At 38.1% G+C, this 25,675-nt stretch carries 18 protein-coding genes and 1 other RNA gene; 16 read left to right on the top strand and 3 right to left on the bottom strand.

The window, feature by feature from the left end; translation table 11 throughout:
• The first annotated feature begins 117 nt into the window (after positions 1–117).
• From B1R93_RS02915 to B1R93_RS02900, 4 genes are all read left to right on the top strand, one after another.
• The gene (locus B1R93_RS02915; RefSeq protein WP_088102473.1) at positions 118–726 is read left to right on the top strand and encodes a superoxide dismutase; all 609 of its coding nucleotides are present in this window, start codon (positions 118–120) and stop codon (positions 724–726) included.
• A 93-nt stretch (positions 727–819) separates the two neighbouring features.
• Positions 820–2,130: an MFS transporter gene (locus B1R93_RS02910; protein ID WP_088102472.1), complete on the top strand. Its 1,311-nt coding sequence runs from the start codon at positions 820–822 to the stop codon at positions 2,128–2,130.
• Between the two features lie 62 nt (positions 2,131–2,192).
• Positions 2,193–2,373: non-coding RNA, 6S RNA (gene ssrS / locus B1R93_RS02905), on the top strand.
• 72 nt (positions 2,374–2,445) lie between these two features.
• Positions 2,446–4,539 carry a peptidoglycan D,D-transpeptidase FtsI family protein gene (locus B1R93_RS02900; RefSeq protein ID WP_088102471.1) on the top strand — a complete coding sequence of 698 codons (2,094 nt, stop codon included), beginning with the start codon at positions 2,446–2,448 and terminating at the stop codon, positions 4,537–4,539.
• 52 nt (positions 4,540–4,591) lie between these two features.
• Here B1R93_RS02900 and B1R93_RS02895 read toward each other — a convergent pair whose 3' ends face one another.
• Both B1R93_RS02895 and B1R93_RS02890 read right to left on the bottom strand, forming a co-directional pair.
• Positions 4,592–5,050, bottom strand: coding sequence for an endolytic transglycosylase MltG (locus B1R93_RS02895; RefSeq protein ID WP_088102470.1), 459 nt, complete (start codon positions 5,048–5,050; stop codon positions 4,592–4,594).
• The gene (locus tag B1R93_RS02890; protein WP_088102469.1) at positions 5,050–5,412 is read right to left on the bottom strand and encodes a hypothetical protein; all 363 of its coding nucleotides are present in this window, start codon (positions 5,410–5,412) and stop codon (positions 5,050–5,052) included. The genes B1R93_RS02895 and B1R93_RS02890 overlap by 1 nt, the downstream gene beginning before the upstream one ends.
• Positions 5,413–5,779: 367 nt before the next feature.
• On the opposite strand from B1R93_RS02890, the gene B1R93_RS02885 reads away from it, so the two are divergent.
• The 12 genes from B1R93_RS02885 to B1R93_RS02815 all read left to right on the top strand — a co-directional run bounded on the left by B1R93_RS02885 (position 5,780) and on the right by B1R93_RS02815 (position 24,715).
• The gene (locus tag B1R93_RS02885) at positions 5,780–6,427 is read left to right on the top strand and encodes a DUF4912 domain-containing protein (RefSeq protein ID WP_088102468.1); all 648 of its coding nucleotides are present in this window, start codon (positions 5,780–5,782) and stop codon (positions 6,425–6,427) included.
• 13 nt (positions 6,428–6,440) lie between these two features.
• Entirely contained in the window at positions 6,441–9,224 is a 2,784-nt protein-coding gene (locus B1R93_RS02880) for a 1,4-alpha-glucan branching protein domain-containing protein (RefSeq protein ID WP_088102467.1), read from the top strand.
• Positions 9,225–9,241: 17 nt separating this feature from the next.
• Positions 9,242–11,656, top strand: a complete 2,415-nt coding sequence (locus B1R93_RS02875) for a sugar phosphate nucleotidyltransferase (RefSeq protein WP_088102466.1) — start codon at positions 9,242–9,244, stop codon at positions 11,654–11,656.
• Complete coding sequence (locus tag B1R93_RS02870; protein WP_088102465.1) at positions 11,616–12,317, top strand: hypothetical protein; 702 nt, start codon at positions 11,616–11,618, stop codon at positions 12,315–12,317. Before B1R93_RS02875 ends, B1R93_RS02870 begins: the two co-directional genes overlap by 41 nt.
• Before the next feature lie 84 nt (positions 12,318–12,401).
• A complete protein-coding gene (gene rpmG / locus B1R93_RS02865; RefSeq protein WP_088102464.1) occupies positions 12,402–12,551 on the top strand; it encodes a 50S ribosomal protein L33 in 150 nt (49 codons plus the stop codon).
• A 124-nt stretch (positions 12,552–12,675) separates the two neighbouring features.
• Entirely contained in the window at positions 12,676–13,236 is a 561-nt protein-coding gene (locus tag B1R93_RS02860; protein ID WP_088102463.1) for a 5-formyltetrahydrofolate cyclo-ligase, read from the top strand.
• Entirely contained in the window at positions 13,233–14,021 is a 789-nt protein-coding gene (locus B1R93_RS02855; protein ID WP_245308175.1) for a DUF92 domain-containing protein, read from the top strand. The genes B1R93_RS02860 and B1R93_RS02855 overlap by 4 nt, the downstream gene beginning before the upstream one ends.
• Positions 14,022–14,032: 11 nt before the next feature.
• The gene (locus B1R93_RS02850; protein WP_088102462.1) at positions 14,033–15,043 is read left to right on the top strand and encodes a thiazole biosynthesis adenylyltransferase ThiF; all 1,011 of its coding nucleotides are present in this window, start codon (positions 14,033–14,035) and stop codon (positions 15,041–15,043) included.
• 215 nt (positions 15,044–15,258) lie between these two features.
• On the top strand, positions 15,259–21,990 hold the full coding sequence (locus tag B1R93_RS23285; protein ID WP_245308174.1) for a pullulanase: 6,732 nt from the start codon (positions 15,259–15,261) through the stop codon (positions 21,988–21,990).
• Positions 21,991–22,113: 123 nt separating this feature from the next.
• On the top strand, positions 22,114–22,317 hold the full coding sequence (locus B1R93_RS02825; RefSeq protein WP_245308173.1) for a sodium:proton antiporter: 204 nt from the start codon (positions 22,114–22,116) through the stop codon (positions 22,315–22,317).
• 111 nt (positions 22,318–22,428) lie between these two features.
• Positions 22,429–23,163, top strand: coding sequence for an HAD family hydrolase (locus tag B1R93_RS02820; RefSeq protein WP_088102461.1), 735 nt, complete (start codon positions 22,429–22,431; stop codon positions 23,161–23,163).
• A gap of 13 nt (positions 23,164–23,176) precedes the next feature.
• Positions 23,177–24,715: a rhomboid family intramembrane serine protease gene (locus B1R93_RS02815; protein WP_088103382.1), complete on the top strand. Its 1,539-nt coding sequence runs from the start codon at positions 23,177–23,179 to the stop codon at positions 24,713–24,715.
• Here B1R93_RS02815 and B1R93_RS02810 read toward each other — a convergent pair.
• Entirely contained in the window at positions 24,709–25,587 is an 879-nt protein-coding gene (locus B1R93_RS02810; RefSeq protein WP_207634111.1) for a hypothetical protein, read from the bottom strand. The two genes, B1R93_RS02815 and B1R93_RS02810, sit on opposite strands and share 7 nt — an antisense overlap.
• Positions 25,588–25,675 lie beyond the last annotated feature (88 nt).

Genomic DNA, 25,675 nt, shown 5'->3' with positions numbered 1-25,675 from the left:
GGTATCTTATTAACGAACCACTATTTAAACATTTCTGTTTCAAAAGTCTGTTAGGATTTGGAGAATCTCTCCAATTTCTTTATAAAATTATTATTATTCATTTAGGAGGAGATTTAAATGGCATATCAACTACCGCAATTACCTTATGCAGCTAACGCACTTGAGCCTCACATTGATGAACAAACAATGAATATTCACCACGGGAAGCACCATGCTACATACGTGTCTAAGCTAAATGACGCATTAGAGGGTCATGATGAACTAGCAAGTAAAAGTATTGAGGAACTTGTAAGTAACCTTGATGCAGTACCTGAAAACATTCGTGGTGCTGTACGTAACAACGGTGGTGGGCATGCTAACCACTCGTTATTCTGGGAAATTTTGAGTCCAAACGGTGGCGGAGCTCCAACTGGAGAACTTGCTTCTGCAATTGATGAAGCGTTTGGTAGCTTTGATGCATTTAAAGAGCAGTTTACTAATGCAGCTATTACTCGTTTTGGTTCAGGTTGGGCTTGGTTAATTGTTGATGGTGGTAAACTTGCTGTTACTAGCACACCAAACCAAGATACACCTTTAATGGAAGGAAAAACACCTATCCTTGGTTTAGATGTTTGGGAGCATGCGTACTACCTAAATTATCAAAACCGTCGTCCTGATTATATTGGTGCATTCTGGAATGTAGTAAATTGGGATGAGGTTTCAAAACGTTTCAACGCAGCAAAATAATTTTTTGAAATCACTTTTTTGAAAGAGCTAAGCACTTTTTGCTTAGCTCTTTTTCTTTTTTGTATAACGAATTTTCATGGAGACACACTACTCATGAGGGTGGTGGAGTCGGTGAAAAAAACAGTGCTAAAGAAAGTGATTGGTGATATAGAAGTTACAAGAGATTTAAAATTATTACTTATAATAGGTGGGCTTTATGCCCTAAGTATTGCGCTTTCCAATACATTTGTAAATGTGTACTTGTGGAAGCAGTCAGGGGAATTTGTAGACCTAGCCTTATACAACTTGGCATCTGTCGTTCTGCAGCCATTTGCCTTTCTTCTTGCGGGTAAATGGGCAAAGAAAATTGACAGGGTTATTGTTTTAAGAGCAGGGGTTATATCATTAGCTGTGTTCTTTTCGACAGTTCTTTTACTTGGTGACCTAGCAAATGATTACCTCATTATATTAGGAGCTGTTATAGGTACAGGCTTTGGTTTTTATTGGCTTGCTTTTAATGTATTAACATTTGAGATAACAGAACCAGACACAAGAGACTTCTTTAATGGGTTTCTTGGTTTGTTGACTTCTTTTGCAGGGATGATAGGCCCGATTGTATCAGGTTTTATCATTACTAGAATGGAGAAGTTTACTGGGTATACCGTTATTTTTACAATATCCCTTGGATTATTTGTTGCTGCGGTTTTAACAAGTTTTATGTTAAAACGTCGATCGGCAGAGGGCCAATTTTATTTTAAAAAGGTTTTTCAACAACGTAAAAAAGATAAAAATTGGCAAAGAATATTACATGCTCATTTCTTTCAAGGGCTTCGTGAAGGGACATTTGTTTTTGTTATTGTTGTCTGGGTCTATATTGCTACGGGAAGTGAACTAGCAATCGGTACCTTTGGACTGGTTGCTTCGGCGGTGCAATTTGTCACCTATTACTGTGTTACGCGATTAATAAAGCCAGGTTTTCGAAAAAAGATGATTCTTATTGGTGGGATCATTGTTTATGCTGCAATCTTTATAATCGTCTTTGAGTTAAATTTTACTCGTTTAATTATGTATGGTGTCGCTACATCCATTGCTTATCCAATGTTACTTGTTCCTTATGTCTCCCTTACATATGACGTAATTGGTAAGGGATGGAAGGCTGCTGAAATGAGAATCGAATATATTGTCGTCCGTGAACTCTTCTTAAACGGTGGGCGGATTGTTTCGGTATTAACGTTTCTTTTTACGATTCTGATTTTTCCAGAGGATAAAGCAATACCGATTTTACTTCTCATTTTAGGAGCTGGACATACAATGATTTATTTCTTCGTTCGGCATGTACAATTTAAAGATGATCATGGTGGAGAGAGCCATATGTTTGCCAGACAAAAGAAGGGTGAAGGAGATTCAGGTGGTACCTCTGTTTAAGAAGGTTTTAAACTGGATTTCCTTTGACAATTCACTTTGTTGTGCTATAATAATTTTAAACAAAATGCCTGCCGTGTTAGTGAGCTTCTACTTGTTTCGAACCTTGAATTTTTAAAGGGAGCTTTATATTGAGAATCTGCCAGCAAGCCAGTATATGCTGGAAGCTGAATGATTTTCTGCGAGCACCCACCTACGAGAGTAGGTTCATGAAACAATTGAAGTAACGGCATACGCGGGTTACAACGTACTTAAGTTCATAGGCACCCAACTGGGTGTCTATTGTCATGTTTGCATATTAAAGAGGAGACGATTGGGATGGGGAAAAACAAACAAAGAAAAAAACGTCACATTCCACTAAGATTAAACGTACTATTTTTTGCTGTTTTCATTTTGTTTTCTGCATTGATTCTCCGTTTAGGAATCGTTCAAATTGTTCAAGGGGAAGAGTTTGTCAGAGACTTAGAAAGAACAAGTAATACGACAGCTAGAATTGATGCTCCACGTGGATTGATGTACGATGCGTACAATCATGTAATTGTAGATAATGAACTTGAGCTCTCAGTCACTTATACGAATCCTTCACAACAAACGAAACCAGAAGAGATATTGAAAATAGCGGAAAAATTAGAAAAGCTAATAGATGTTGACACTAGTCAAATTACCGAACGAGATAAAAAGGACTTTTGGCTAATAAAGCAACCAACAGAAGTAAAATATGAGCTAGTTTCAAAGAAAGAAAGAAGTGATTTAGAGCCTAGCGAAGAATATCAGCTCGAGCTTAATCGAATAACAGAGGAACATTTGGCGCAATTATCCGATCAAGACTTAAGAGTATTAGCAATCTTTCGTGAAATGTCTAGGGGATATGCTAACGTGCCTCAACGAATTAAACGTGGAATTACCGATGAAGAGGCTCATATTTTGAGTGAGTACTTAGATCAATTGCCAGGTGTTGATATTTTAAGAGATTCGAGAAGAAGCTATGTTTACGGTAACTCATTAAGAAGTATTTTTGGATCGACAGGATCGATTCCTCGCGAACGGTTAAATTACTATCTATCTCGTGGATACGATCGATCAGATATAGTAGGAACTAGCTTTCTAGAATATCAATATGAGGATGTTCTCCGTGGTCAAAAAGCTATTGTTGAAAGCATTACAACTTCGACTGGAGGTAAATCCATTGAGCGTTCAATTAATGAGCAGCTTGGACAAAGAGGAAATGACCTTGTGTTGACCGTTGATATGGAGCTTCAACAAAAGGTAGAAGCTGCGATTGAAGAAGAAATGAAAAAATCTCCAAATGCATTTATAAAAGACCGTCAAGCTTATGCGATTATGATGGACCCTCGAACAGGCGATATTTTAGCGATGGTCGGCTATTGGGACCCTGCTGATCGAGAGCGGAGTCAATATGACGATCATATCGGGAATATTAATAAAGCATTTGAAATGGGGTCTTCGGTTAAGGCGGCTTCCGTTTTAACTGGTTTTCAAACTGGTGTTACAAGTCCGTATACGCGCTTCCATGATCGTCCGATAAAATTACCAGGAACACAAGAAAAGAAATCAGTTCGTAACTTTGGGTGGATTGATGATAAACGGGCGCTAGAAGTTTCTTCAAACGTGTATATGTTCGAAATTGCAATGAAAATGGCGAATTATAATTCAAAGAGTCAATGTTGTTGGAACTCGGCAACGATCGAAAAAGCTTATAATGACGCTCGTTATTATTTTAGTCAATTTGGGTTAGGCTCTGAAACAGGGATCGATCTTCCCTCTGCATCATCTGGTTTAAGTGGTGGAATTCAACGTGCTGGTAACCTACTCGACCTGTTTATAGGCCAGTTTGATACGTATACACCACTACAACTTGCTCAGTATATTTCAACTGTCGCAAATGATGGCTATCGGATGCAACCACGTCTTGTTAAAGAAATAAGGGAACCGACAATTAATAAAGAAAAGCCAGGGGCAGTTATTCAACGTTTTGAGCCGACCGTTCTTAACCGTATTGATATGAGTGATACGTATATTAACCGCGTGCAAGAGGGATTGCGTGGAGTAATGACAAATGGTACTGCAAGCGGTACCTTTGCAAATGCGCCTTATCAACCTGCTGGAAAAACGGGGACAGCTCAAGTGAAAGTAGCTGTTGGCGAAGGAGATAACCGTCGTTTGGTAGATGGAAACACACAAACACTTATAGGTTATGCTCCGTATAATAATCCGGAGGTATCCTTTGTTGTTGTTGTACCATATGCAAAACGAGATTCAGCATCTGGTGCAAATGGTTCTTTTTCAAGAAATGTTAGTAAGGCAATGCTTGATGCATATTTTGATTTAAAGGAACAACGAAACGGTCCAATAAGCGAAGACCAACCGATTCTTGAAGATATTACGGAATAAAAAAGCAGCGTGCTTCAATAGAGGCACGCTGTTTTTTTGCATGTAAAAATGTTTATGAGATGATGTCTGCAATTTCTTCAACAGACATATTACTGCGAATCTCGTATTCGCCTGTACGAATTATTTTATTTCGATTGGTGGATTGCATGTAGTTTAGAAAAGCTTGTTCATCCTCTATAATTTGACCTCGAACTAGTTGTTTTGCAACATCCCTACTAGTCATTCCAGATGTTATCCGAAGAACAGTTGTATAAACAGTAACGCTCTCTGGGCTAGCATGATTTGGACGTTCATCAACGGTCTCTTCTGTTGGAGGGTTGGCTATTGGAGCTTCGACAGATACGTAATATCCCTCTTTTTCTAATTCGACAATCATTTCATCAACGGTTAAGGGATCTTCAGAGACTTGTAGAGATGTATCTATAAAAGTGCCAGATACGTACAAATAACCGAAAAGGACAGTTGTTAGGAGGATGCCGCTAGCAAGCCCTCTTAAGACATATCGATTCATCAGATAGATCCCCTTCCACTTTCACCGTTTAAATAAGGTCTTAGTATTCGCTCAACTTCCATAGGTGTCAGTGTAGTTGCGTCTGAAATTTCCTCAATTGAGTATCCTTCTTCGTAAAATTGAATCACATCTTGGGAAAGTTTATTCTGTGGTGAATTCTGAGAAACTGGCTCAGGCCCGAGAAGTAGCTCTTCTTCTAAAATTCGGATTTTCTTTTTTAATTGATAAATTTCTTGCATAAGTGTAATTGAAAAATTCTCCATCTGCCGTTCGACTTCCTTGGATTTGTCCTTTTGAAAAAAAGACAAGATAAAAAGAAGAATAGAGACAGATAGAAGAATTATGAGAGTCCATTCTAGCATGTTAACCCTTCTCCTTCTATCGAACTAATGATTATTCTATTATACACGCCAGACGCCCCGAAACGAAATGGAAATCTATTTCAGTCATTCGACAGCATTTGAATTTAGCAATCGAGTCGTTTAAAAAATCTTCAATTCCTGATATTCCGACACAAATGTTTGACATCAACTGCTAGCGAAATAAGGCGAAAGATTTTTTTAGGTATCGTTTGCTCTGTTCTTGTGCGCTCCTGACAAATTGAGACAATTTCACCTTCTTGTTCCTTCATTTTTAGGAAGGTATGATAAAACTATCAAAAAAATGATTGATAGATAGACGCTATAAAAATAGAAAACTCTTGAAGAAAGAAATATGGGGAGGTACTTAATGATCGAACAAATAATTGCTCTGCGAGAAGAAGGTTTCTCCTTCCGAAAGATAGCTAAGGAGTTAAACACAACCGTCGGCAAAGTTCAATATCGGTATCAAAAATATCAAGAAGAACAGCATGTTGAACACGAAGAATTAACAGTTGTAACAGAGGAATGTGACAATGAATGTAGTCTTCCCCTCAGCTATGAACACGATGAATTAACATTGTTATCGAAAGGACCAACTAGTGTTTTTGCCTTTTGGGACACTAAAACGTCGACAAGAAATATGCTAGAGCATCATTGCCGGAAAGCATGGTCAGAATTACCAAAATGTTTACGTATTTATGATGTAACGTTGATTGAGTTTAATGGTCATAACGCGCATCGTTATCTGGATGTTAATATCCCAGAAATGACAAATAATTGGTATTTTCATGGACTTGAGGCAAACCGCACATATATTGTGGATTTTGGGATTTATACAAATGACCAAACCTTTTTAAGTATACTTCGCTCTAATCCGATAGATACGCCTAGGATGAGAAGTGAAGATGGAGGGAGTCGTATAGAGGCTGTATATCAATGGCGTGAAGGAAATCAACATGAGCCTCAGTGGCTAGAGCATTTCAGTACGTATTCATACTATGAATCAGTTAAGTAGGAGGGAAGCTATTTTGAAGGAAGGCTACTATTCATTAGTCCTACATGCACACTTACCTTTTGTGCGCCATGAGGAGGAAAACCGATTAGAAGAACGCTGGTTGTTTGAGGCTATAACAGAAACATATATTCCGCTCCTTTGGTCATTAGAATCGGCTTCTGTTAAAGGAGCCGTAACAATTTCGTTTTCTCCTCCATTGATGGAAATGTTGGCAGATAGGATTTTACAAGAGAGATATGTAGATTACTTGTTAAAAACGGAAGAGTTAATTGGTAAGGAAGAAACACTTGCTAAAGATGAGTCAATGAGTGAACTGGTTTCTTTTTACAAAGAGCGTTATCAGAAGATTAAAAAAACTTTTCTTGAATGGGATAAAAATATACTACAAGCTTTTCGGCACTTAGCAGAACAAGGTTTAGTAACGCTAATGACATCAGCTGCTACTCACGCATTTTTGCCTTATGTCAAAACGAAAGCAGCCATTCGTTCACAGGTTGTTGAAGGGATCCGAACATTTGAAAAACACTTCGGCTGGAGACCGCTCGGCTTTTGGTTACCTGAGTGTGCGATTGCACCTGGAATTGACCGTATTTTAATCGAGGAAGGGATTCGGTACACGTTTGTAGATGAACATTCTGTATTGCATGCAGAGCCAACACCATCTAAAAAAAGTGGGGCCCCTATTTACTCCCCACATGGACTTTTGCTATTTCCACGACATACTGATTTATCAAGTCATGTATGGAGTTCAACACTAGGTTATCCAGGTGATGTCGATTATCGTGAATTTTACCGAGATATCGCTTATGAGCGAGAATGGGATTATATTAAGCCTTACGTCCACCCAGAAGGGATTCGGATTGATACAGGTTTAAAGCATAAGCGTATTACGGGGAATGTAGAGGAGAAAGAGATCTATGTCCGTAATTGGGCGCTAAATAAGGTTCACGCTCATGCCACACATTTTATTGAATCTATTCATAAAGAAATTGAGAAACACGGAGAGCAATGCTTCCCTCCATACATAATGGTAACCCCTTTTGATGCTGAATTATTTGGACATTGGTGGTATGAAGGACCGGAATGGATTGAAGCAATTTTGTTAAAAGGAAAGGATTCGATTTCATTTATAAGTCCTGAAGAGTATCTGCGCCGTCATTATCAAGATTTTGATACTTGTCATGTCTCTTTTTCAACTTGGGGACGGGATGGATATGGTGACGTCTGGTTAAACGAGCGCAATGCATACATTTATAGTCATCTTCATCGGATGGAGCAAGATTTGGCTGTTGCCACAGCTGTTCATTGTGCACCTAGTCCAATTGAAAAACGAATGTTGAAACAAATGGTTCGCGAATGGATGCTAGCTGTGAGTAGTGATTGGGCCTTTATTTTAGATAACCAAAGTGCTGCACAGTATGCTGATGAACGATTTCGTTCTCATGTAACACGCTTTGATCATTTAAAGGAAAAACTTTTAGAAAAGAATTGCCACGAAGACGATATTGCTTATATGGAAAGGACGTACCCATTTTTAGAGGATGTAGACGAAACCTTGTTTATTTCTCCTCATGACCGATATGTCCAAGAAATGTATCATGCAGAGAAACCTCCTCAACGAAACATTCTAATGCTTAGTTGGGAGTATCCTCCAATGGTTGTCGGTGGGTTATCACGACATGTCTTCGATCTCTCTCGGACAATGGTGAGCAAAGGGGACGAGGTTCATGTTATTACTTCCTTTGTTGATGGATATCCAGAATATGAGGTGAATCAAGGGGTTCATGTTCACCGAATTCGTGGTCTCCAACCAGAAGCCGCTTCATTTTATGATTGGGTTGCAAGCTTGAATGTAGCCATGGCTAAGTATGTTGAAAAATTAGCAAGAAAGCATACATTTGATTTAATACATGCTCATGATTGGCTTGTAAGTGTCGCCGCAAAATCATTAAAGGCGTATTTAGAACTTCCGTTAATTGCGACGATTCATGCCACCGAACATGGCCGTAACGATGGGATCCATTCAAGTTTACAACATGAGATTCATCAAAAAGAATGGGAACTTATGTATGAGGCGAAACGTGTCATCGTTTGCAGTGATTATATGAAAGAAGAAGTCCAAACCCTTTTCGATTTACCAGAAGAGAAAATAACGATTATCGCTAATGGTGTCGATGAGGAACTAATTCGGCCGAAGCAAATAAACCAATTCGACTTACCGCTAAATAATAAATTCACAGTCTTTTCAGTTGGACGTATTGTGAAGGAAAAAGGGTATCAAACAGTCATTGAAGCAGCAGAAATTATTCGTGAGCGAGAAAGACAAATTCAATTTGTTATAGCTGGGAAGGGACCTATGCTCGAAGAATACCGCCTGCAAGTACAGGAACGCGGATTAGAAGAGTATATTCAGTTTCTCGGTTATATATCAGATGATGAACGAAATGAATGGTTTCAACGTTGTGACGCAACTGTATTTCCAAGTTTATATGAGCCGTTTGGAATTGTTGCTTTAGAAGGAATGGCTGCTGGTAAAGCAACAATCGTTTCAGATACCGGTGGATTACGAGGAATTATTGAGCACGGTGAAAATGGACTAAGAATGATTCCGGGAGATGCTCAGAGCCTCGCTTCACAGGTGCTTTACTTATACAATCATCCAATTTTAAGGGAAGGTCTTGCTACACAAGGCTTTCGTGATTTAAAGACCAAGTTTAATTGGAATACGATTGCTGAGCAAACACAACGCGTTATTGATAGATGTTTAGATAAAAAACTACTAGTAGTAAGTGAATAAGAAATGGAGGCTAATAGATGAAAGGTGTCATTATGGCTGGGGGAAAGGGTACACGCCTGCGCCCACTAACTTGTCAATTACCAAAACCAATGGTTCCGCTTGTTCAAAAACCTGTAATGGAGTACAGTATTGAATTATTAAAAAAGTATGGAATTACCGATATTGCTGTAACGGTTCAATACTTGCCTGATGCTATTCGAGATTATTTTGGAGATGGTCAAGAGTTTGGAGTAAATCTCCACTACTTTGAAGAAGAAACACCGCTAGGTACGGCTGGCAGTGTGAAACAAGCACAAGATTTTCTCGATGAACCATTTGTGGTCGTTAGTGGCGATGCATTAACTGATTTTGATTTATCAAAAGGAATTGCCTTTCACGAACAAAAGAACAGCGTAGTGACGATTTTCATGAAAAAGGTTCCGTGTCCGTTAGAGTTTGGAGTCATTATGACGAATGAACAGGACGAAATTGTTCGTTTTCTAGAAAAACCAAGCTGGAGCGAAGTATTTAGTGACACGGTTAATACAGGAATTTATATTATGGATCCATCCGTTTTTTCCTTTATCGATGAAAATAAGGTGACAGATTTTAGTAAAGATGTCTTCCCTAAATTATTAGAATCTCGTAGTGGTTTGTTTGGTTATGCGGCAGAGGGGTATTGGTCCGATATTGGTAATCTTTCGCAGTACCGCCAAGCACAAATCGATATTTTAAATAGAGATGTACAAGTAGCGATTGCTGGTGAGGAAATAGAGCCAGGAATATGGGTAGGTAAGGATGTTGTTATCGAAGACGGGGTCAAACTTGAAGCACCTTTATCAATTGGGAATCAAACCATTGTTCGTAAAGATGCGGTATTAGGAGCACATACTGTATTAGGAAATGATTCAACCGTTTCTAACCGGGCATCCACAAAAAGAACAATTATATGGGATGGTGTTTATGTAGGGGATGATAGTGAATTAAGAGGTTCGACAGTATGCCAAGGAGTAACGTTTGGGATGAAATCGGTTGTATATGAAGAGGCTGTCATTGGACATCATTGCATCATCGGTGAAGAAGCAAAAATTCAGCCAGGCATAAAGCTTTGGCCACATAAAACAATCAAATCTGAAACGACTATTCATCAATCTATTGTTTGGAATGATAGTAATAGTGCGCAACCTGTTTTACAAGGACATCAAGCAGTTGGAGTTGCAAATATCGAAATGACACCGGAGCAGGTTGCAAAGCTTGGTGCCGCCTTTGGCTCATTATTGAAACGAGAAGATACAGTTTATGTAGGTGGAGATAAACATCCATATACACAATTATTAAAAACAACATTAGTTCAAAGCTTACAAGCAACAGGGGTAAATATCATTGATGTTGGCGAAACAATGCTTCCGGTGTTGCGCTATGCATTGGAGAAACATCAAGTCCAAGGTGGAATTTTCGTAAGAATGTCAAACCGAAAACAACAACAGCAAGCAATAGTTGAGTTTTTTGAAGGAAATGGATTGCCGATTTCTTCAAATATTCAAAGAGAGTTAGAACAGAAAGTAGTATTTCAAAATTATCGTAGAGTTGCGTTCGATTATGTAGGAAGCTTTGAGAAAAACGAGACAGTTGAATTTATTTATAAAAATGAATTAATACGTTCGATTAATGAAAGTCGAATTCGTGCTCGTTCCTTTAAAATCTCTGTACTTGATGAAAGAAGCGAAGATCATCAGCTCCTTTTCTCGGTGTTATCCGATTTGAATTGTGAGGTAGAGAACGTTTACAGTCATATGGAGGTTGAACAATTTCGACAGCTTATACAATGTCAAGGAGCTGACTTTGGTGTCATTATTGGTGAAAGTGGAGAATTTATGTCACTAGTTTCAGAAGAAGGGGATATTGTTTCCGAAGAAGAACAGCTTGCGTTATTTGTTTCAATGCAGCTATGTAATGGAAATAAGCAACAAATTGCGATTCCGCTACACGGTGGGAATGCTTTAGAAGAAATAGCTGCTGGCTATGAAATCGAGTTGATTCGGACGAAGGGAACAGCGAGAGCAATGATGGAGGTAGAGCGGTCGGTACAATTATATTTATATGATACGGTATTTGCATTGACTCATTTACTTCATGATTTGTCGAAGGGTCAAGTGACGTTATCAGAACGGTTACATGTACTACCTACCGATGTAATGTATAAGGAGAGTGTTTCTTGTCATACAGAGCAAAAAGGAACGGTTATGCGTAAGTTGATGGAAAGTTTCATAGGCAAAGAAGTTGAATTGAATGATGGAATGAAAATTCGACATCAAGAAGGGAGTTGGACATTCATTGTACCCAATCAAGATGAACCAACATTTACAATCTATGCACAGGCTGGAGAAGAATTACTTGCAAAGGAACTCGCCGATGAATACATTGAAAAAATTAACCAATATAAGCAATTATGATCGTCATTTACCATCGTCACTCGGGATCCAGCTAAGTATTAGCTCTTCGAAAACAGGAAAAATTTTTTCGGAGATTGGTGTTTGGATGGATGGACATCTTTCATGGTTAACTGAAAAGGAATGGGACTTATTTCCGTCTTACTATGAAAAGGGTGACTTGACAATTAGTTTGGCCTATCATCTAAAGAGCAATCTTCACATCACCTTGTTAGACCAAGCTGATGAATCGGGTAAAGGAATTTTACGAAAAATTCTTATTAAAAATCAATCTAATTCTGAGCGCGAGGTTCGTATTGTTTTTTATCAGAAATCAGGAATGGAAAGCGGTTCAGAGAAAGTTACTTTTTATTCACCGATATCAAAAGCGTTAATTCATCATTTTGATGGTGAATATACAATGGTATCAGGCTCGTTTGGTTCAAAGAGCAAACAACAATTTGCTGCAGGTGATCCAAAGTCCACGTGGAATGAAGCAAAAGGAACGCTTCATTTATTACCAATAAGTCATCAATCAACTGAAAGTATGTTTACAGCTAGACTCCGTTTAGCCCCATGGGGGGAAAAGCATGGATGCATGTGGATGCTGCACGACCAATCAATTGAGCAATTACACAAGGAGCATGAGCGGTTACTTTATGACTTGGAAAGTTATTCATTATAGCTGTAAAGAAAAAACACTTGATTCGTCTCGAAAGATTTGCTATCATATTCAAGTATGAGAAAGCATAGTCTGGAGGGATAATGAATGCGTGTAAACGTCACACTTGCTTGCACTGAGACAGGTGATCGTAACTATATTACAACAAAAAATAAGCGTACAAATCCTGAGCGTATTGAACTTAAAAAATACAGCCCAAGATTAAAGCGCCACACTCTTCACCGTGAGACAAAATAAGCAGCTGGATTTTCCACTGCTTATTTTTTATTTAAAAATTTAAAAAGTATAATATATCAGAGTCACGTTACGCCGTTGATTAAAACTTATACATAAAGTTTTGAAAAGCTGGGAGAGAGGGGTTATGGACGAAAAGAAATCGTTACGAATGAAAACAATCGCTCGTTTAAATGCATTATCTAATGATGTTTACTTAACACAATCAGCTAATATTGCAGAACAACTTTTTAAGCAAGATTACTGGAAAGAAGCTCATGTAATTGGGATTACGCTATCGAGAAAAAAAGAGGTTTCAACCGAAGCAATAATAAAGAATGCATGGAATAGTAACAAGCGAGTAGCCGTACCTCGAGTAAATGTGGAAACTCATGAGATGGATTTTTATTTCATTACTAGCTATGATGAGGTAGAGGAAACTTTTTTTCAATTAAGAGAACCTAAAGTTGAAGAATGTCCGTTCGTTTCACCGGATCAAATTGACACTTTAATTGTTCCTGGACTTGCCTTTGACCTAAAAGGGTCTCGCTTAGGGTTCGGTGGAGGGTACTATGATCGTTATTTACCTAGCTTCAAAGGAACGACCGTTGCCCTTGCATTTGATTGTCAAATTGTCCCTAGTATTCCTACTGAAAAACACGATATTCCGATTGAGCATTTAATTACACCACAAGGAGCTCTTCGATGACAATCATGTCTTATATAGCTGTTATTCTATTTGCTCTATTAGCCTACCTATTTAAGAAGTTAACAAAGTCAGGATTGATAATGGCTAGTTTTGTTGGTGCTTCGACTCTATTCGGCTTTGGAATTCAAGGTCTTTTCCTTTTAGCTGTTTTTTTTATAAGCTCAACAATGTGGAGTTCCTTTCAAAAGGAAAAGAAGGGTAATGGGATTGTTGAGAAGGGACAACAGCGAGATGGGGGACAAGTGTTGGCAAACGGTGGAATTGCAGCTTGTATGGCCATCCTATACGGTTTATTTCCGTCACCATATTTAATTTTTGGGTTTGTTACGAGTTTGGCTGCTGCAAATGCAGATACTTGGGCGTCAGAAATAGGAACGTTAAGCAAGCAACGTCCCTTGCACATTATTACATGGAAACGAGTAGTTGCCGGTACTTCTGGTGCAGTAACCGCAATCGGTTCAGCAGCCGCATTTGCGGGCAGTTTTCTAATTGTCGTCTGTTCGATTTTCTTTTGGTGGAGCAACACCTCTCATAGCCATGTTCTTCTATTAGTATTAACGATTGCTGGCTTTGCGGGGAATTTGATTGATACAGTAGCAGGTGCTTCTATTCAAGTTGTTTATAGATGTAAAGAGTGCTCAGTCGAAACAGAACAATTAGAACATTGTCAGGAAAAAACGGAAAGAATTTCTGGAGTTTCTTGGATTAATAATGATGTTGTTAATTTAATTTGTACAGCCTCTGGTGCCTTAATTGGAATCGGGTTAGGCATTGTATTCGTCTAAGGGGGGATTACATGAGTTTCGAGCGGTATTCGCGCCAAATGCTTTTTAGTCCAATAGGAGAAGAGGGACAGGAAAAGCTTTCAAAGCGTAAGGTCTTAATTGTTGGAATTGGAGCATTAGGGACAGTGATAGCCAATCATTTAGTTCGTGCAGGTGTTGGCTATGTTAGGCTAATTGATCGGGATTATGTAGAAGCAAGTAACTTGCAGCGTCAAATGTTATTTGACGAGCAAGATGTAAAACAAAGCACACCAAAAGCAGTAGCAGCTGAACGTAAACTGCGGATGATTAATTCGGATATTACAATAGAGGGCATAGTTGGTGATGTGACTGTTGAGAATCTGGACCGGCTTCTTGAAGGTGTCGATCTAGTATTGGACGGAACTGATAATTTCAAGACTCGTTTTTTATTAAATGATGCTTGCTTTAAAAAAGGAATTCCCTTTGCATATGGAGGGGCTGTAAGTGCTAGAGGGATGTCTGCTCTTTTTATTCCAGGTAAAACCCCATGTTTGCGTTGTTTTATACAACATGGTGATGGACAGGGGCAAACCTGTGATACAATTGGGGTCATTAGCCCAGTTGTAGATATTGTTTCATCTTATCAAGTAATTGAAGTGCTGAAATATTTAGTTGGAGATATCGACTCGTTAAGAGGAACACTGCGAACGTTTGATGTATGGAATAATCATCAATTTGATATGAAGTTTAAACTACCGAAGAAAGACTGTCCGACATGTCAATTAAAAGAATATCCATCATTGCATTCTGAACAGGATGAGGTAACGACATTATGTGGACGGGAAACGGTTCAAATTAACCGAGGTCAGAAAAATGATTTAAAATTGTGGAGTGAACGGTTAAAGCGAGTAGCGCAGGTAAAGGAAACACCTTTTCTCTTAAGAGTGCAATTAGATGAAGGAGAGCGTCTCGTTATTTTTCCAGATGGACGTATCCTCGTTCAAGGAACAGAAGACTTAACAAGAGCAAGAAGTTTGTATAGCAAATATATTGGCGATTAACCTAATATGAGTAGAGCCATTGCAAAAGTGTTGATTTTGTAATGGTTTCTTTTTTTATAAGAAAGCAATCGCTTGCCTATTTATAGCTATAATTGCATAAATGATTGTATTATATATGAAAATTCATACTAGACTAGCGAAATAAATTACTTTATAATAAAACGAAGTGTAAGCGTTAACATGCGCTTGCATAATAAATAAATAGGAGGATAAGTATGAACAGATTTCTTTCTTTAATAACGGCGTTTGTTCTTATTTTTTTACCATTTATGCAAACGTTTGCATGCGTCGTGCAAGCTGAAGCAAATGAGCAAACATATGAAACTGTTGTTTTGCGTGGTAGTGGATCAGCTGCTCTTGATTGGGGAAGCAATGATAACCCATTAACCTATGATAATACGGAGAACAAATGGGTTAGTGAAGGTATTCCACTAACAGGTGGTCAAAAAGTAGAATATAAGTTTGTGATGGATGATAATTGGATGGAAGGGAGTAATTTAGTATTTACACCACCACAATCAGGTCATTATTTCTTCGTTTTTCATCCGGAAAACGAACGTACAGTAGATGTTCGATTAAATCTAGATGACTTTACAGGTAGTTTGACTTTGGAAGTCGAGCTCCCACCTGAAACTCCTGACTGGATTACACCGACAGTTGCTTCAAGCTTAAATCATTTCAACTATACGGTCACGCCAATGCAAAAAGGAGAAGGTGGAAAATGGCGTGTGGAACTAGCTGGCGATGTAGGAGAAGAAATTACATACCGCTATGCTTTAGGTGATAAAAAGTATGCAGAATTGATTCCTGAAAATCGAAAAGCCAGTTTTGAAGAGAATGGTAAACTGTACGAAGACGTTGTTTCGAAATGGGAGGCAATCCCAGTAGCAAAAAATGTGTCGCATGATTTTGACTTTAAACCTCATATTCCATCTAGTACTGATGATGTAACGATTACGACTACAGTCGAACACTATGGTCCGATAACAGATGGAGGAATTTATTTTACAGTAGATGGTTCCTCTCCTCATGGTAACCGGGGAGTAGCAACAAATGGTGAATTTGTACCGATGGAAGTCGTGTCTACAAATGAAGAAAATGGGCTGTTCACATCAATGTTAACAGGGGTGATTCCTAAGCAAACCAATCAAACTCCTGTGAAGTATAAAGTAGATGTCTGGGACACAAATGGTGAAAAATCTCAATTTGCGGATACAAATAGTCAAACAGCTGAAGAGGCAACAGAGTTTGCTTATTATGTTGATGAATTTACAACACCTATTTGGGCAAAGGATGCAACGATCTATCATATTTTTGTTGATAGATTTAAAGATGGGAATGAAAGTATTAACTACGATGTAGATGAAAGTCAACCTACTGAAGAACGTTTAAAAGGTTGGATGGGAGGAGATTTAGAAGGAGTTATTCAAGAGCTACCTTACTTGCAGGAATTAGGTGTAAATACGTTATGGATTTCACCTGTTTTCGAAGGGCCATACTCACATGGTTATCACCCAGCAGATTTTAAAGCAATAGACCGCAACTTTGGGACGGTTGAGATTATGAAAGAGCTTATTACTGAGGCTCATGCAATAGGTATGAAAGTTGTCTATGATTTTGTACCAAATCATACATCGAATCAACATCCATATTTTCAAGATGCCTATGAAAAAGGAACGGAAAGTCCTTATTATAATTGGTACACATTTACTAATTGGCCAAGTGATTATGAAACATTTTATGGAATTGGCGAGTTACCACAATTAAATAATGATAACAGAGGAACACGTGATTATATTTTGGAGGATGTTGTTCCTTTCTGGTTAGAAGAGCTTAACTTTGATGGGTTCCGTCTTGACTATGCCAAGGGACCTAGCTACAGCTATTGGGTTGATTTTCGTCACGCTGTAAAACAAGCAGATCCTGAGGCTTATATCTTTGGAGAAGTTTGGGATAGTAGAGAAAAAATTAATTCATATTCAGGTAAACTTGATGGAGCCGTTGATTTTGGCTTCCATGATACGTTTAAGGATGTGTTTGCTAAAAATAGCTCATTTACTAACTTACAGTCAATGATTGAAGCAAATCTTGAAACATATCACCCTGAATATATTATGACTTCATTTCTAGATAATCATGATGTATCACGTTTTTTACATGAAGCAGGCAATGACGTGAATAAATTAAAGCTAGCATCAGCTGCTCAGTTCACATTACCTGGGTCACCAGTCATTTACTACGGGACAGAGGTAGGTCTGTCGCAAAGTAAAGATCATACGCAATATACAGAATGGCAGGATCGTTGGTATCGTGAAATGATGCCGTGGGACGAGTCAGAGCAAAACCTTGATATACTTCAACACTACAAAGAGATTATAAAAATGCGAAGTGAGCACAGTGCTCTTCGTGATGGTGCGTATCGGGATATTCATGTAGAACGTGATGTGATGGCATATGAACGTTCAGATGATAACGGAACATATCTAGTTTTAATCAATAAGTCGGCAGAAGATAAACAATTTGGGTTAGCTGATTTATATGGACGCAGCTCGGCAAAAAGTGCAACGCTTACCAATGTTTTAAACAGTGAAGAATTAACCCCAAATGAACATGGGGAAATCGATATCACAATAGCAGCAAGCGACTTTTCTGTTTATCAATTAAAAGGTGAATTAGGTGAGCCAGTAGTAAATGAGCCTACTGAAATCCCTGATAATCATATACGTATCCATTATGAACGAACAGATAATAACTTTAAAAATCTTAGTTTGTGGATGTGGGATGATGTTGCGAATCCTCCAACGACTTGGCCTAGTGGGGTTCCGTTTATTGAGCAACAAGTTGATAGTTACGGGGCGTACCTTGATATCGAATTAACAGAGAATGCACAAAAAATTGGATTTCTCGTAGTAAATAGTCAGACTGGGGAAAAAGATGGTGGTGATAAAGTCTTTACGATTACTTCACCAGACATGAATGAAATTTGGATAAGACAAGGTTCGGATGATGTTTTTACGTATGAACCGGTTGACCTTCCAGAGAATACAGTTCGAATTCATTATGATAGAGCTGATCATAATTTTGCTAACCTTGGTGTATGGGTGTGGGGGGATGATGTTGTTTCTCCTTCAGATGATTGGCCAAGTGGTGCAATTCCATTTACTGATCAACAAATGGACCGTTACGGTGCTTATGTTGATATAAAGGTAAAGGAAGGGGCAAAAAATATTCATTTCCTTATCGTGAATAGAGAAACGGAGGCGAAAGATGGTGATAATAAAACATTTTCATTAGTGGACCGTTATAAACGACTTTGGATTAAAAATAACGACGATACGGTATACACTTCTCCTTACTGGGAAGTTCCGATTGCGTTAAGAAATGCAGAACTACTTTCTAATAGTAAAATGCTTTTAGACTTTACAATGACAGAAGGTCTAACGGAAGATGAACTGCTTGATGGTTTAAAGATTGAAAATAAGGACGCAACTATTGTTCAAGTTGATAGTGTGGAAATTACTGGATCGACGACAGTTGAAGTAATCGGAGCATTCGATACTGAAAAAACCCCATATAGTGTGACCTATTCTAATAAAACCGTTTCAGCAAAGGCTGGCTGGAGAATGTTAGATGAAATGTATCACTATGAGGAAAATGACCTTGGAGCGACCTATCACGAAAATGGGAATGTTACTCTTAAGCTTTGGGCCCCATTAGCTAGTGAAGTAGTTGTTAATTTCTTTGATAAAGATTTTGCTACTCAAGAGATCGGTTCATTAAGCTTAACAAAAGGTGAAAAAGGTGTATGGTCTTTACAGTTAACGGCAGCTGACTTAGGTGTTGCCGATCTTAATGGCTACTATTATCAATACGAGGTAACAAATAACGGCGTGACAAAACAAGTTCTCGATCCGTATGCAAAATCAATGGCTCCATTTATGGTAAGTTCATCCGGAGAAGTAGGAGCAGATGGTGACAAAGTAGGTAAAGCAGCAATTGTTGATTTAACTGGAACAAATCCAGAGGGCTTTGGTTTTGCTAATATTGAAGGGTATGAAAAGAGAGAAGATGCGATTATCTGGGAAGTTCATGTAAGAGATTTCACTTCTGATCCATCCATTGAAGGAGATTTAAACGGAAGATGGGGGACGTATACATCTTTTGTTGACAAGCTTGAATATATTAAGTCACTAGGTGTTACTCATGTTCAGTTGTTACCGGTGATGGCTTGGTACTACGGTGATGAAACAAACATGAATGAAAGAGAACTTGATTATTCAGCTGCAAATAATCAATATAACTGGGGCTATGATCCGCACAGTTATTTCACACCAGACGGTGCATACTCAGAAGATGCTGGGAATCCTGAATTAAGAATCGTTGAGTTAAAAGAGTTAATTCATGAGATTCACGAAGCTGGTATGGGGGTTATCCTTGATAATGTCTATACTCACATGGCATCTGCAAGTTTACTCGAAGATATTGTACCTGACTATTATTTCTGGAAAAATTCTAACGGACAATTTGTAGGGGGCTTTGGAAGTAACTTAGCAACAAATCATAAAATGGCTGAAAAGCTCATGATTGATTCTGTTAAGTATTGGTTTGAGGAATATAAAATCGACGGTATGAGATGGGATATGATGGGTGATGCAACGTATGAATCCGTTCAAAAGGCATACGATGCTGCGGCAGAAATTAACGAGAATGCTTTATTCATCGGAGAAGGCTGGAGGACTTTTGCGGGTGATCAAGCTGATCCTGAACTACAAGGTAAGGGTGCAGACCAAGATTGGATGGATAAAACAGATAGTGTAGGGGTATTCTCAGATGAGTTCCGAAATGAATTGAAATCTGGCTTTGGTTCGGAAGGTGAAGCTCGATTTATTACAGGTGGAGTTAGAGATATCGATGTGATTTTTAATAATATTAAGGCACAGCCAGGAAATACACCAGCTGATGATCCTGGGGATATGGTTCCATACATTGAGGCACATGACAATTTACCATTATACGATGTGATTGCACAATCAATTAAAAAGGACCCAGCAATTCAAGAGAATAACGAAGAAATTCATAAAAGAATTCGCATTGGAAATACAATGGTATTAACGTCCCAAGGTACTGCATTTATTCATGCTGGCCAAGAGTATGGTAGAACGAAGCAATGGAAGGCAGAAGGTGTCCCTCAACAAAAGTACCATGCTTTAGAGGACGAAAATGGAAAGACTTTTGGCTACTTTATTCATGATTCTTATGATTCATCAGATGCTATAAATATGTTTGATTGGGAAAAGGCAACGAATAAAGATGTCTATCCAATTAACAATACAACGAGAGAATATACTGAAGGGTTAATTAAGCTCAGAAGATCGACAGACGCATTTAGATTAGGAACTAAGGAGTTAATTGACGCTAATGTGACGTTGATTAATGCCCCTGAAATCCAAGAGCAAGATTTGGTTATTGGGTATAAAAATGTATCAAGTGATCATACAGGCTACTATGTATTTGTCAATGCAGACAATGAAGAAAGAGTTCTTTCCCTAGAGGAAGATTTGACAGATGGAAAAGTGCTGGTTGATAACGATGAGGCAGGGGTAACGGAGGTTTCGACTAAATCAGGCTTTGTTTTAACTAGAAATAGTATTACGATTGAGCCATTATCTACAGTTATAATTAAAGTAGATAAAGATAGTAATATTAAACCAAAACCGATTCCTTTACCAACACCAGAACCACCAGCGCCTTCACCTGTTGATGGACGTATCCTTGTTGATAATGATGTTGTAAACGTGGTCAAGGAAGGGGATAAAGTAAAAATAACTGTAAAAGCTGAAAAAATGATTGAGCGAATTAATCTGTCAAACGGTATTAAAATACTTACCTTTGAAGTAGAGGATGCTCAAAATAGGGAGGTAGACATTCCTTTACAGGTGGTAAAAACTTTAAAAGCAAAGAATCCAAATGGAATTTTAGAGGTTAGGAGTAACAATGGTGTTGCCTATCGCCTACCGGTACAGCAATTGGATGTTGATAAATTGGCACAGCAATTGGAGGAAAGTATTGATAACGTTCATATTTCGATTCAGGTGAATGAAGGAAAGGATCAGAATAAGGTTATCACAAATAATCAGTTACAATTAGTGTCGCCAATTGTTGAATTTACGGTTAACGCTTTAGTAGGTGATAAGAAACTTAATATTAATCAATTTTCACAATATGTTGAACGCGATATTGTCGGTGAAATAGAATTCAATCCTAAACGTTCGACTGCAGTAAAATTAAATAATGATGGAACATTTACACCAGTGCCGACAAAGTTTAATGAAAACAAAGCAACAATCAAGAGTGTGAAAAACAGTGAGTACGTAGTCGTTGAAAATGAAAAACACTTTGTAGATGTTCCGGAAGCACACTGGGCAAAAGCTCACTTTGATGAGTTAGGTTCTAAGTACATTTTCAAAGGGAATGAAGCTGGATTTGTACATCCACAGAAAGCAACGACAAGAATTCAGATGGTTGCTCTAATTACAAGGAGTTTAGGATTAGTACCATCAACGGAGACTGAGATAACATTTAAAGATGTCAAAGGCAATGAATGGTTTATTAATGAACTAAATGCTGCAGTGTCAGTGGGAATCGTCAAGGGTAAGGGGGATGGGCGTTTTGCACCGAATGAACCTGTTACACGTGAGCAGGCTGCAACGATGATTGCCCGGGCAATGAATTTTGTCACATATAATCACGAAATGCTCGAACAACAAAAGGAATTACAATTATTTAAAGATCATCACATTATTAGTGATTATGCGAAAAATAATGTAGAATTACTTCTGCAAGCAGGTATTATTAATGAAAATGATCAATTTAATCCTAAAAAGCCTACAACCCGTGCACAAATGGCTAAGATGGTTAACAAATATTTATCCTTTGTTTTAGATTGAAAAATTTAATGAAGTAGTAAAGGTTGCCCCATCGGTCATTGCTGACAGGTTGGGGCAGCTTTTTAGTTATGGATGGATAAAATGTCCTCTCAATTCACAAAATAAAAAGAAGGAGGGATTTAGTTGATTAATCGATTATTTTCTATGATATCACTTGCTGTATCATTTTATTTTGCTTATCGGTATCGTTACAGAGTAATCAATGCTATGCTTGGCCGCAAATGGCTACGTAAATTAGCTGTCGGTCTAGCCATGCAGATTCCGATGGTCCGCGATAAAATGATGGGTTCTGTTTTTCAATTTAATCGTTCCAATCAAATGTCATAGTAATGATTGAGCAACCTACTCATAGTGGTGTTGCTCTTTTTTTCTAATGCTAATCATTGTTCTAAAGCGCTAGTTGATTGATATAATAAAACGATAACGGAGGCATTTCTAATGAATTGGAAAGTCATTTGTTTTGATTTGGATAACACATTATATAGCCATGAGATGGCTTTTAAGAATGCAATTGAATATTGCTATAGTCATGAAGTGGTTCCTTACCTAAAAGAAAAAGGTATTGAAGAAGTCCCCTTTGAGATATGGTTTACCGCTTTTAAAAAGAATTGTGACCGTTTTTGGAATGTTTATGAGGAAGGAAACGTAGACGCAGTAACATACCGTAGATTAAGGTATGAAGAAACGATGCACAGTTTCTCATTACCAAGTGAGGATATTGAGGCCGATCGCTTTCACAAACGGTATGACCAAATTGTTGATACGTTTAGCGAACCTGATGAAGCGTTACTCCCATTACTGACCTGGCTAAAACAGCACAATATCAAAACTGGAGTCATTTCTAATGGGGCAGTTGAGACTCAAATGCGTAAAATGAAAAAACTAGGATTAACTGAAAACATTATAGATGGAGTTGTAATTTCAGCAGAGGTTGGATTCTCAAAACCAGATCCAAATATTTTTAAAATTATGGAACAGGAATTAGGGGAAAAAGCAGCAGAGTGTCTATTTATAGGTGATACGTGGGAGCAGGACGTTATTGGAGCGTGCAATGCTGGTTGGGATGTCGTTTATTTAAATTCGAGAAAGAAGTCACCAACAACGAATGACAAGCCTATTAAGATATGTGATAGCTTGGGTGAGGTTTTTGATTGGTTATTGGATCAAAGTTAGAAAGGATGAGTTCATGGACACATTACGACATGACCATTACTTTTGGCAGCTTGTTCATTATTTCGTATTTGAACGAGAATGTCGTGTTTTAGAGTTAAAGGGGAGAGAAGTTTGGTTAGAGGAAGAGAACACGAAACCTCGTAAAATTATTCGTTTAGTACGAGCGGATATTGATTGGGCAAACTGGTTAAAAAGAGATATTGTCGATTCTGTTAAAAAGTTCGAATTAATAAGAAGACATCTACGTGTAGGTTCAATCGAAGGTGAAAATATATATGTAACGCTATGGCCCCCAGTTGATTCTTGGGAGCATCTTCAAGATACGATGACTGTTGGTAAGCGTCAAAAGACAAGAGTGCATACAACGTTGCTTCTCCAAAATCAACATTCTAAGGAGGAAATGATTTCACAAAGGCTATCATCTTTACAAATACCACGATTTCTTAATGAGCTTCTCTTAGAAAAAGTAGAACTCGATATATTGGCAATTCAACATAGAATCAAACAAAGAGTGGAACAACAACATCAGTATGAGCGGTCCTTATTTCTGTATGGAAAGCCTTTTGCTACCTATGTACTTTTAGCTGCCATTGTTATGATGTACCTTCTCCTAGAGAGGAATGGAGGGAGTACTTCAATATTGACACTTATTGAATTCGGAGCAAAATATAACCCTCTTATCTTAGAGGGGGAGTGGTGGCGCTTTTTTTCATCTATGTTTTTACATATTGGCTTCCTTCATCTTTTTATGAATTCTCTTGCCCTTTTTTATTTAGGGGCTGCGGTAGAACGAATTTATGGTACTTGGCGATTTATAGTCATTTATTCGATTGCAGGACTGTTTGGCTCGATTGCAAGTTTTGCTTTTAATGAACAGGTCGCAGCCGGTGCCTCTGGGGCGATTTTTGGTTGTTTTGGCGCGCTATTATACTTTGGAACCGTTCATAAAAAATTGTTTTTCCGGACAATGGGAAAAAACCTTATTGTTATTTTAGTTTTAAACTTAATGATAGGATTTGCTATTCCGATGATTGATAACGGAGCTCATTTAGGAGGTTTAGTCGCTGGCTTTTTAGCATCTGCTTTTGTCCATTTGCCAAAACATCGTAAGAATTCTCGCCAATTTATTGCGTTCGCTTTAACGTGTTTAATTGGGGGATCATTATTTATCTTTGGTTTAACCAATGATAATAAAGCTGTATCAGAATTAATGGCTTTGAAAATCGGGCAAGAGTACTTACAGCAGGAAGAGATTAGGAAGGCGTACCCGTACTTAAAAAAGGTCGTTGATCATGGTACGGAATTACCTGAAGCGTATTTTTTGCTCGCTTATGCTGAGGCTAGTCTTGAAAATTATGAAGAAGCTAAGCAGCTTTTATTGAAAACGATTGAGCTTCGGCCAACCTTTCATGAAGCCTATTATAATCTTTCGCTCGTCTTCTTGGAATTTGGTGAAGAAGAGGAGGCATTAGCCTCCATATCCAAAGCAGTTGAGCTTAATCCTGATGAAGAATCATATAAAGAGGTAAAAGAGCGGATTGAAGCTCAATAGCTAATTGTTTGTAATAGCTGAATCGGTTCACCATCTGCTGTACGAAAGATAATAATAAAATGGTCTGGATTTTCTGGTATTAATATGAGCGGAGTCGTTGTTCCGATTGGGCTTACAATAGATCCGTCCTTTTTCTGAATACTCAGCACATAATTTTTATAGATCCCTTCCCAGAGGCCGCCGAGAAATTTCGCGGTCTCTTCTTGATTGAGCCCAGGTATAGGTTTATCTTTAAAACGGTCAAGCTGAGTAAGTGGGACTCGTAAATACTTATCTTCAGGAATATTATAATAAGCAAATAGGTCGTCCCAATCATGTTTTTGTTGCTGCTCTAAAATATGATCAAGAATTCGTTTACTTTCCTTATCTTCATCAGTTTCAGGAGTCCGGAACGCGCGTAGAGGGCTTAAGGGTGAGTCAATTACATATAATTCATCAAAACTTAACGTTTGTGCACTTTTAATTATATCATTTGGATAGTGCAATTCAGCATGATGAAAGGTTACAACCTTGTAATGACCACTGTCCTCACCTTCTACCAGTTTCTTTTGTTTAATAGTATCAGTATCTTCCTTCCAAAATGAAAGAGTATCCTTTAGGTTGCCATCCTCAAATAATAATGAAACATCCTGTCTTAAGTATGCTTTTTGATTTAACTTTGATTCGGTCCCCCATCTAAGAATGTATTCATCGTCGTCCTCCATTGATTGAAGTTCAATTAAGGAAAAGGCTACATCAAAGGATGCGTTTGGATCCAAAGGGAAAAAGGTTAACGCTTCCTTTAAAGGTTCTGATTTTAATGTGTTCGTTAATAATAAACCGACGGCAAATGATAAAGCTAAAAATGCAGTAATATAAATGTTTTTCCGCATCGAAGTCCCTCCATTGGACAAACGTTATGCCACATGTATATGTAATCGATTTATTAAATATGATGTTCATTTATGCATGGGATTCTTC

The organism is Halalkalibacter urbisdiaboli (assembly GCF_002156385.1).
GTDB classification, from domain to species: Bacteria; Bacillota; Bacilli; order Bacillales; family Bacillaceae_D; genus Halalkalibacter_A; species Halalkalibacter_A urbisdiaboli.
Note: the sequence above shows the minus strand (reverse complement) of the source record. Positions and strands in the feature narration are given on the sequence as shown.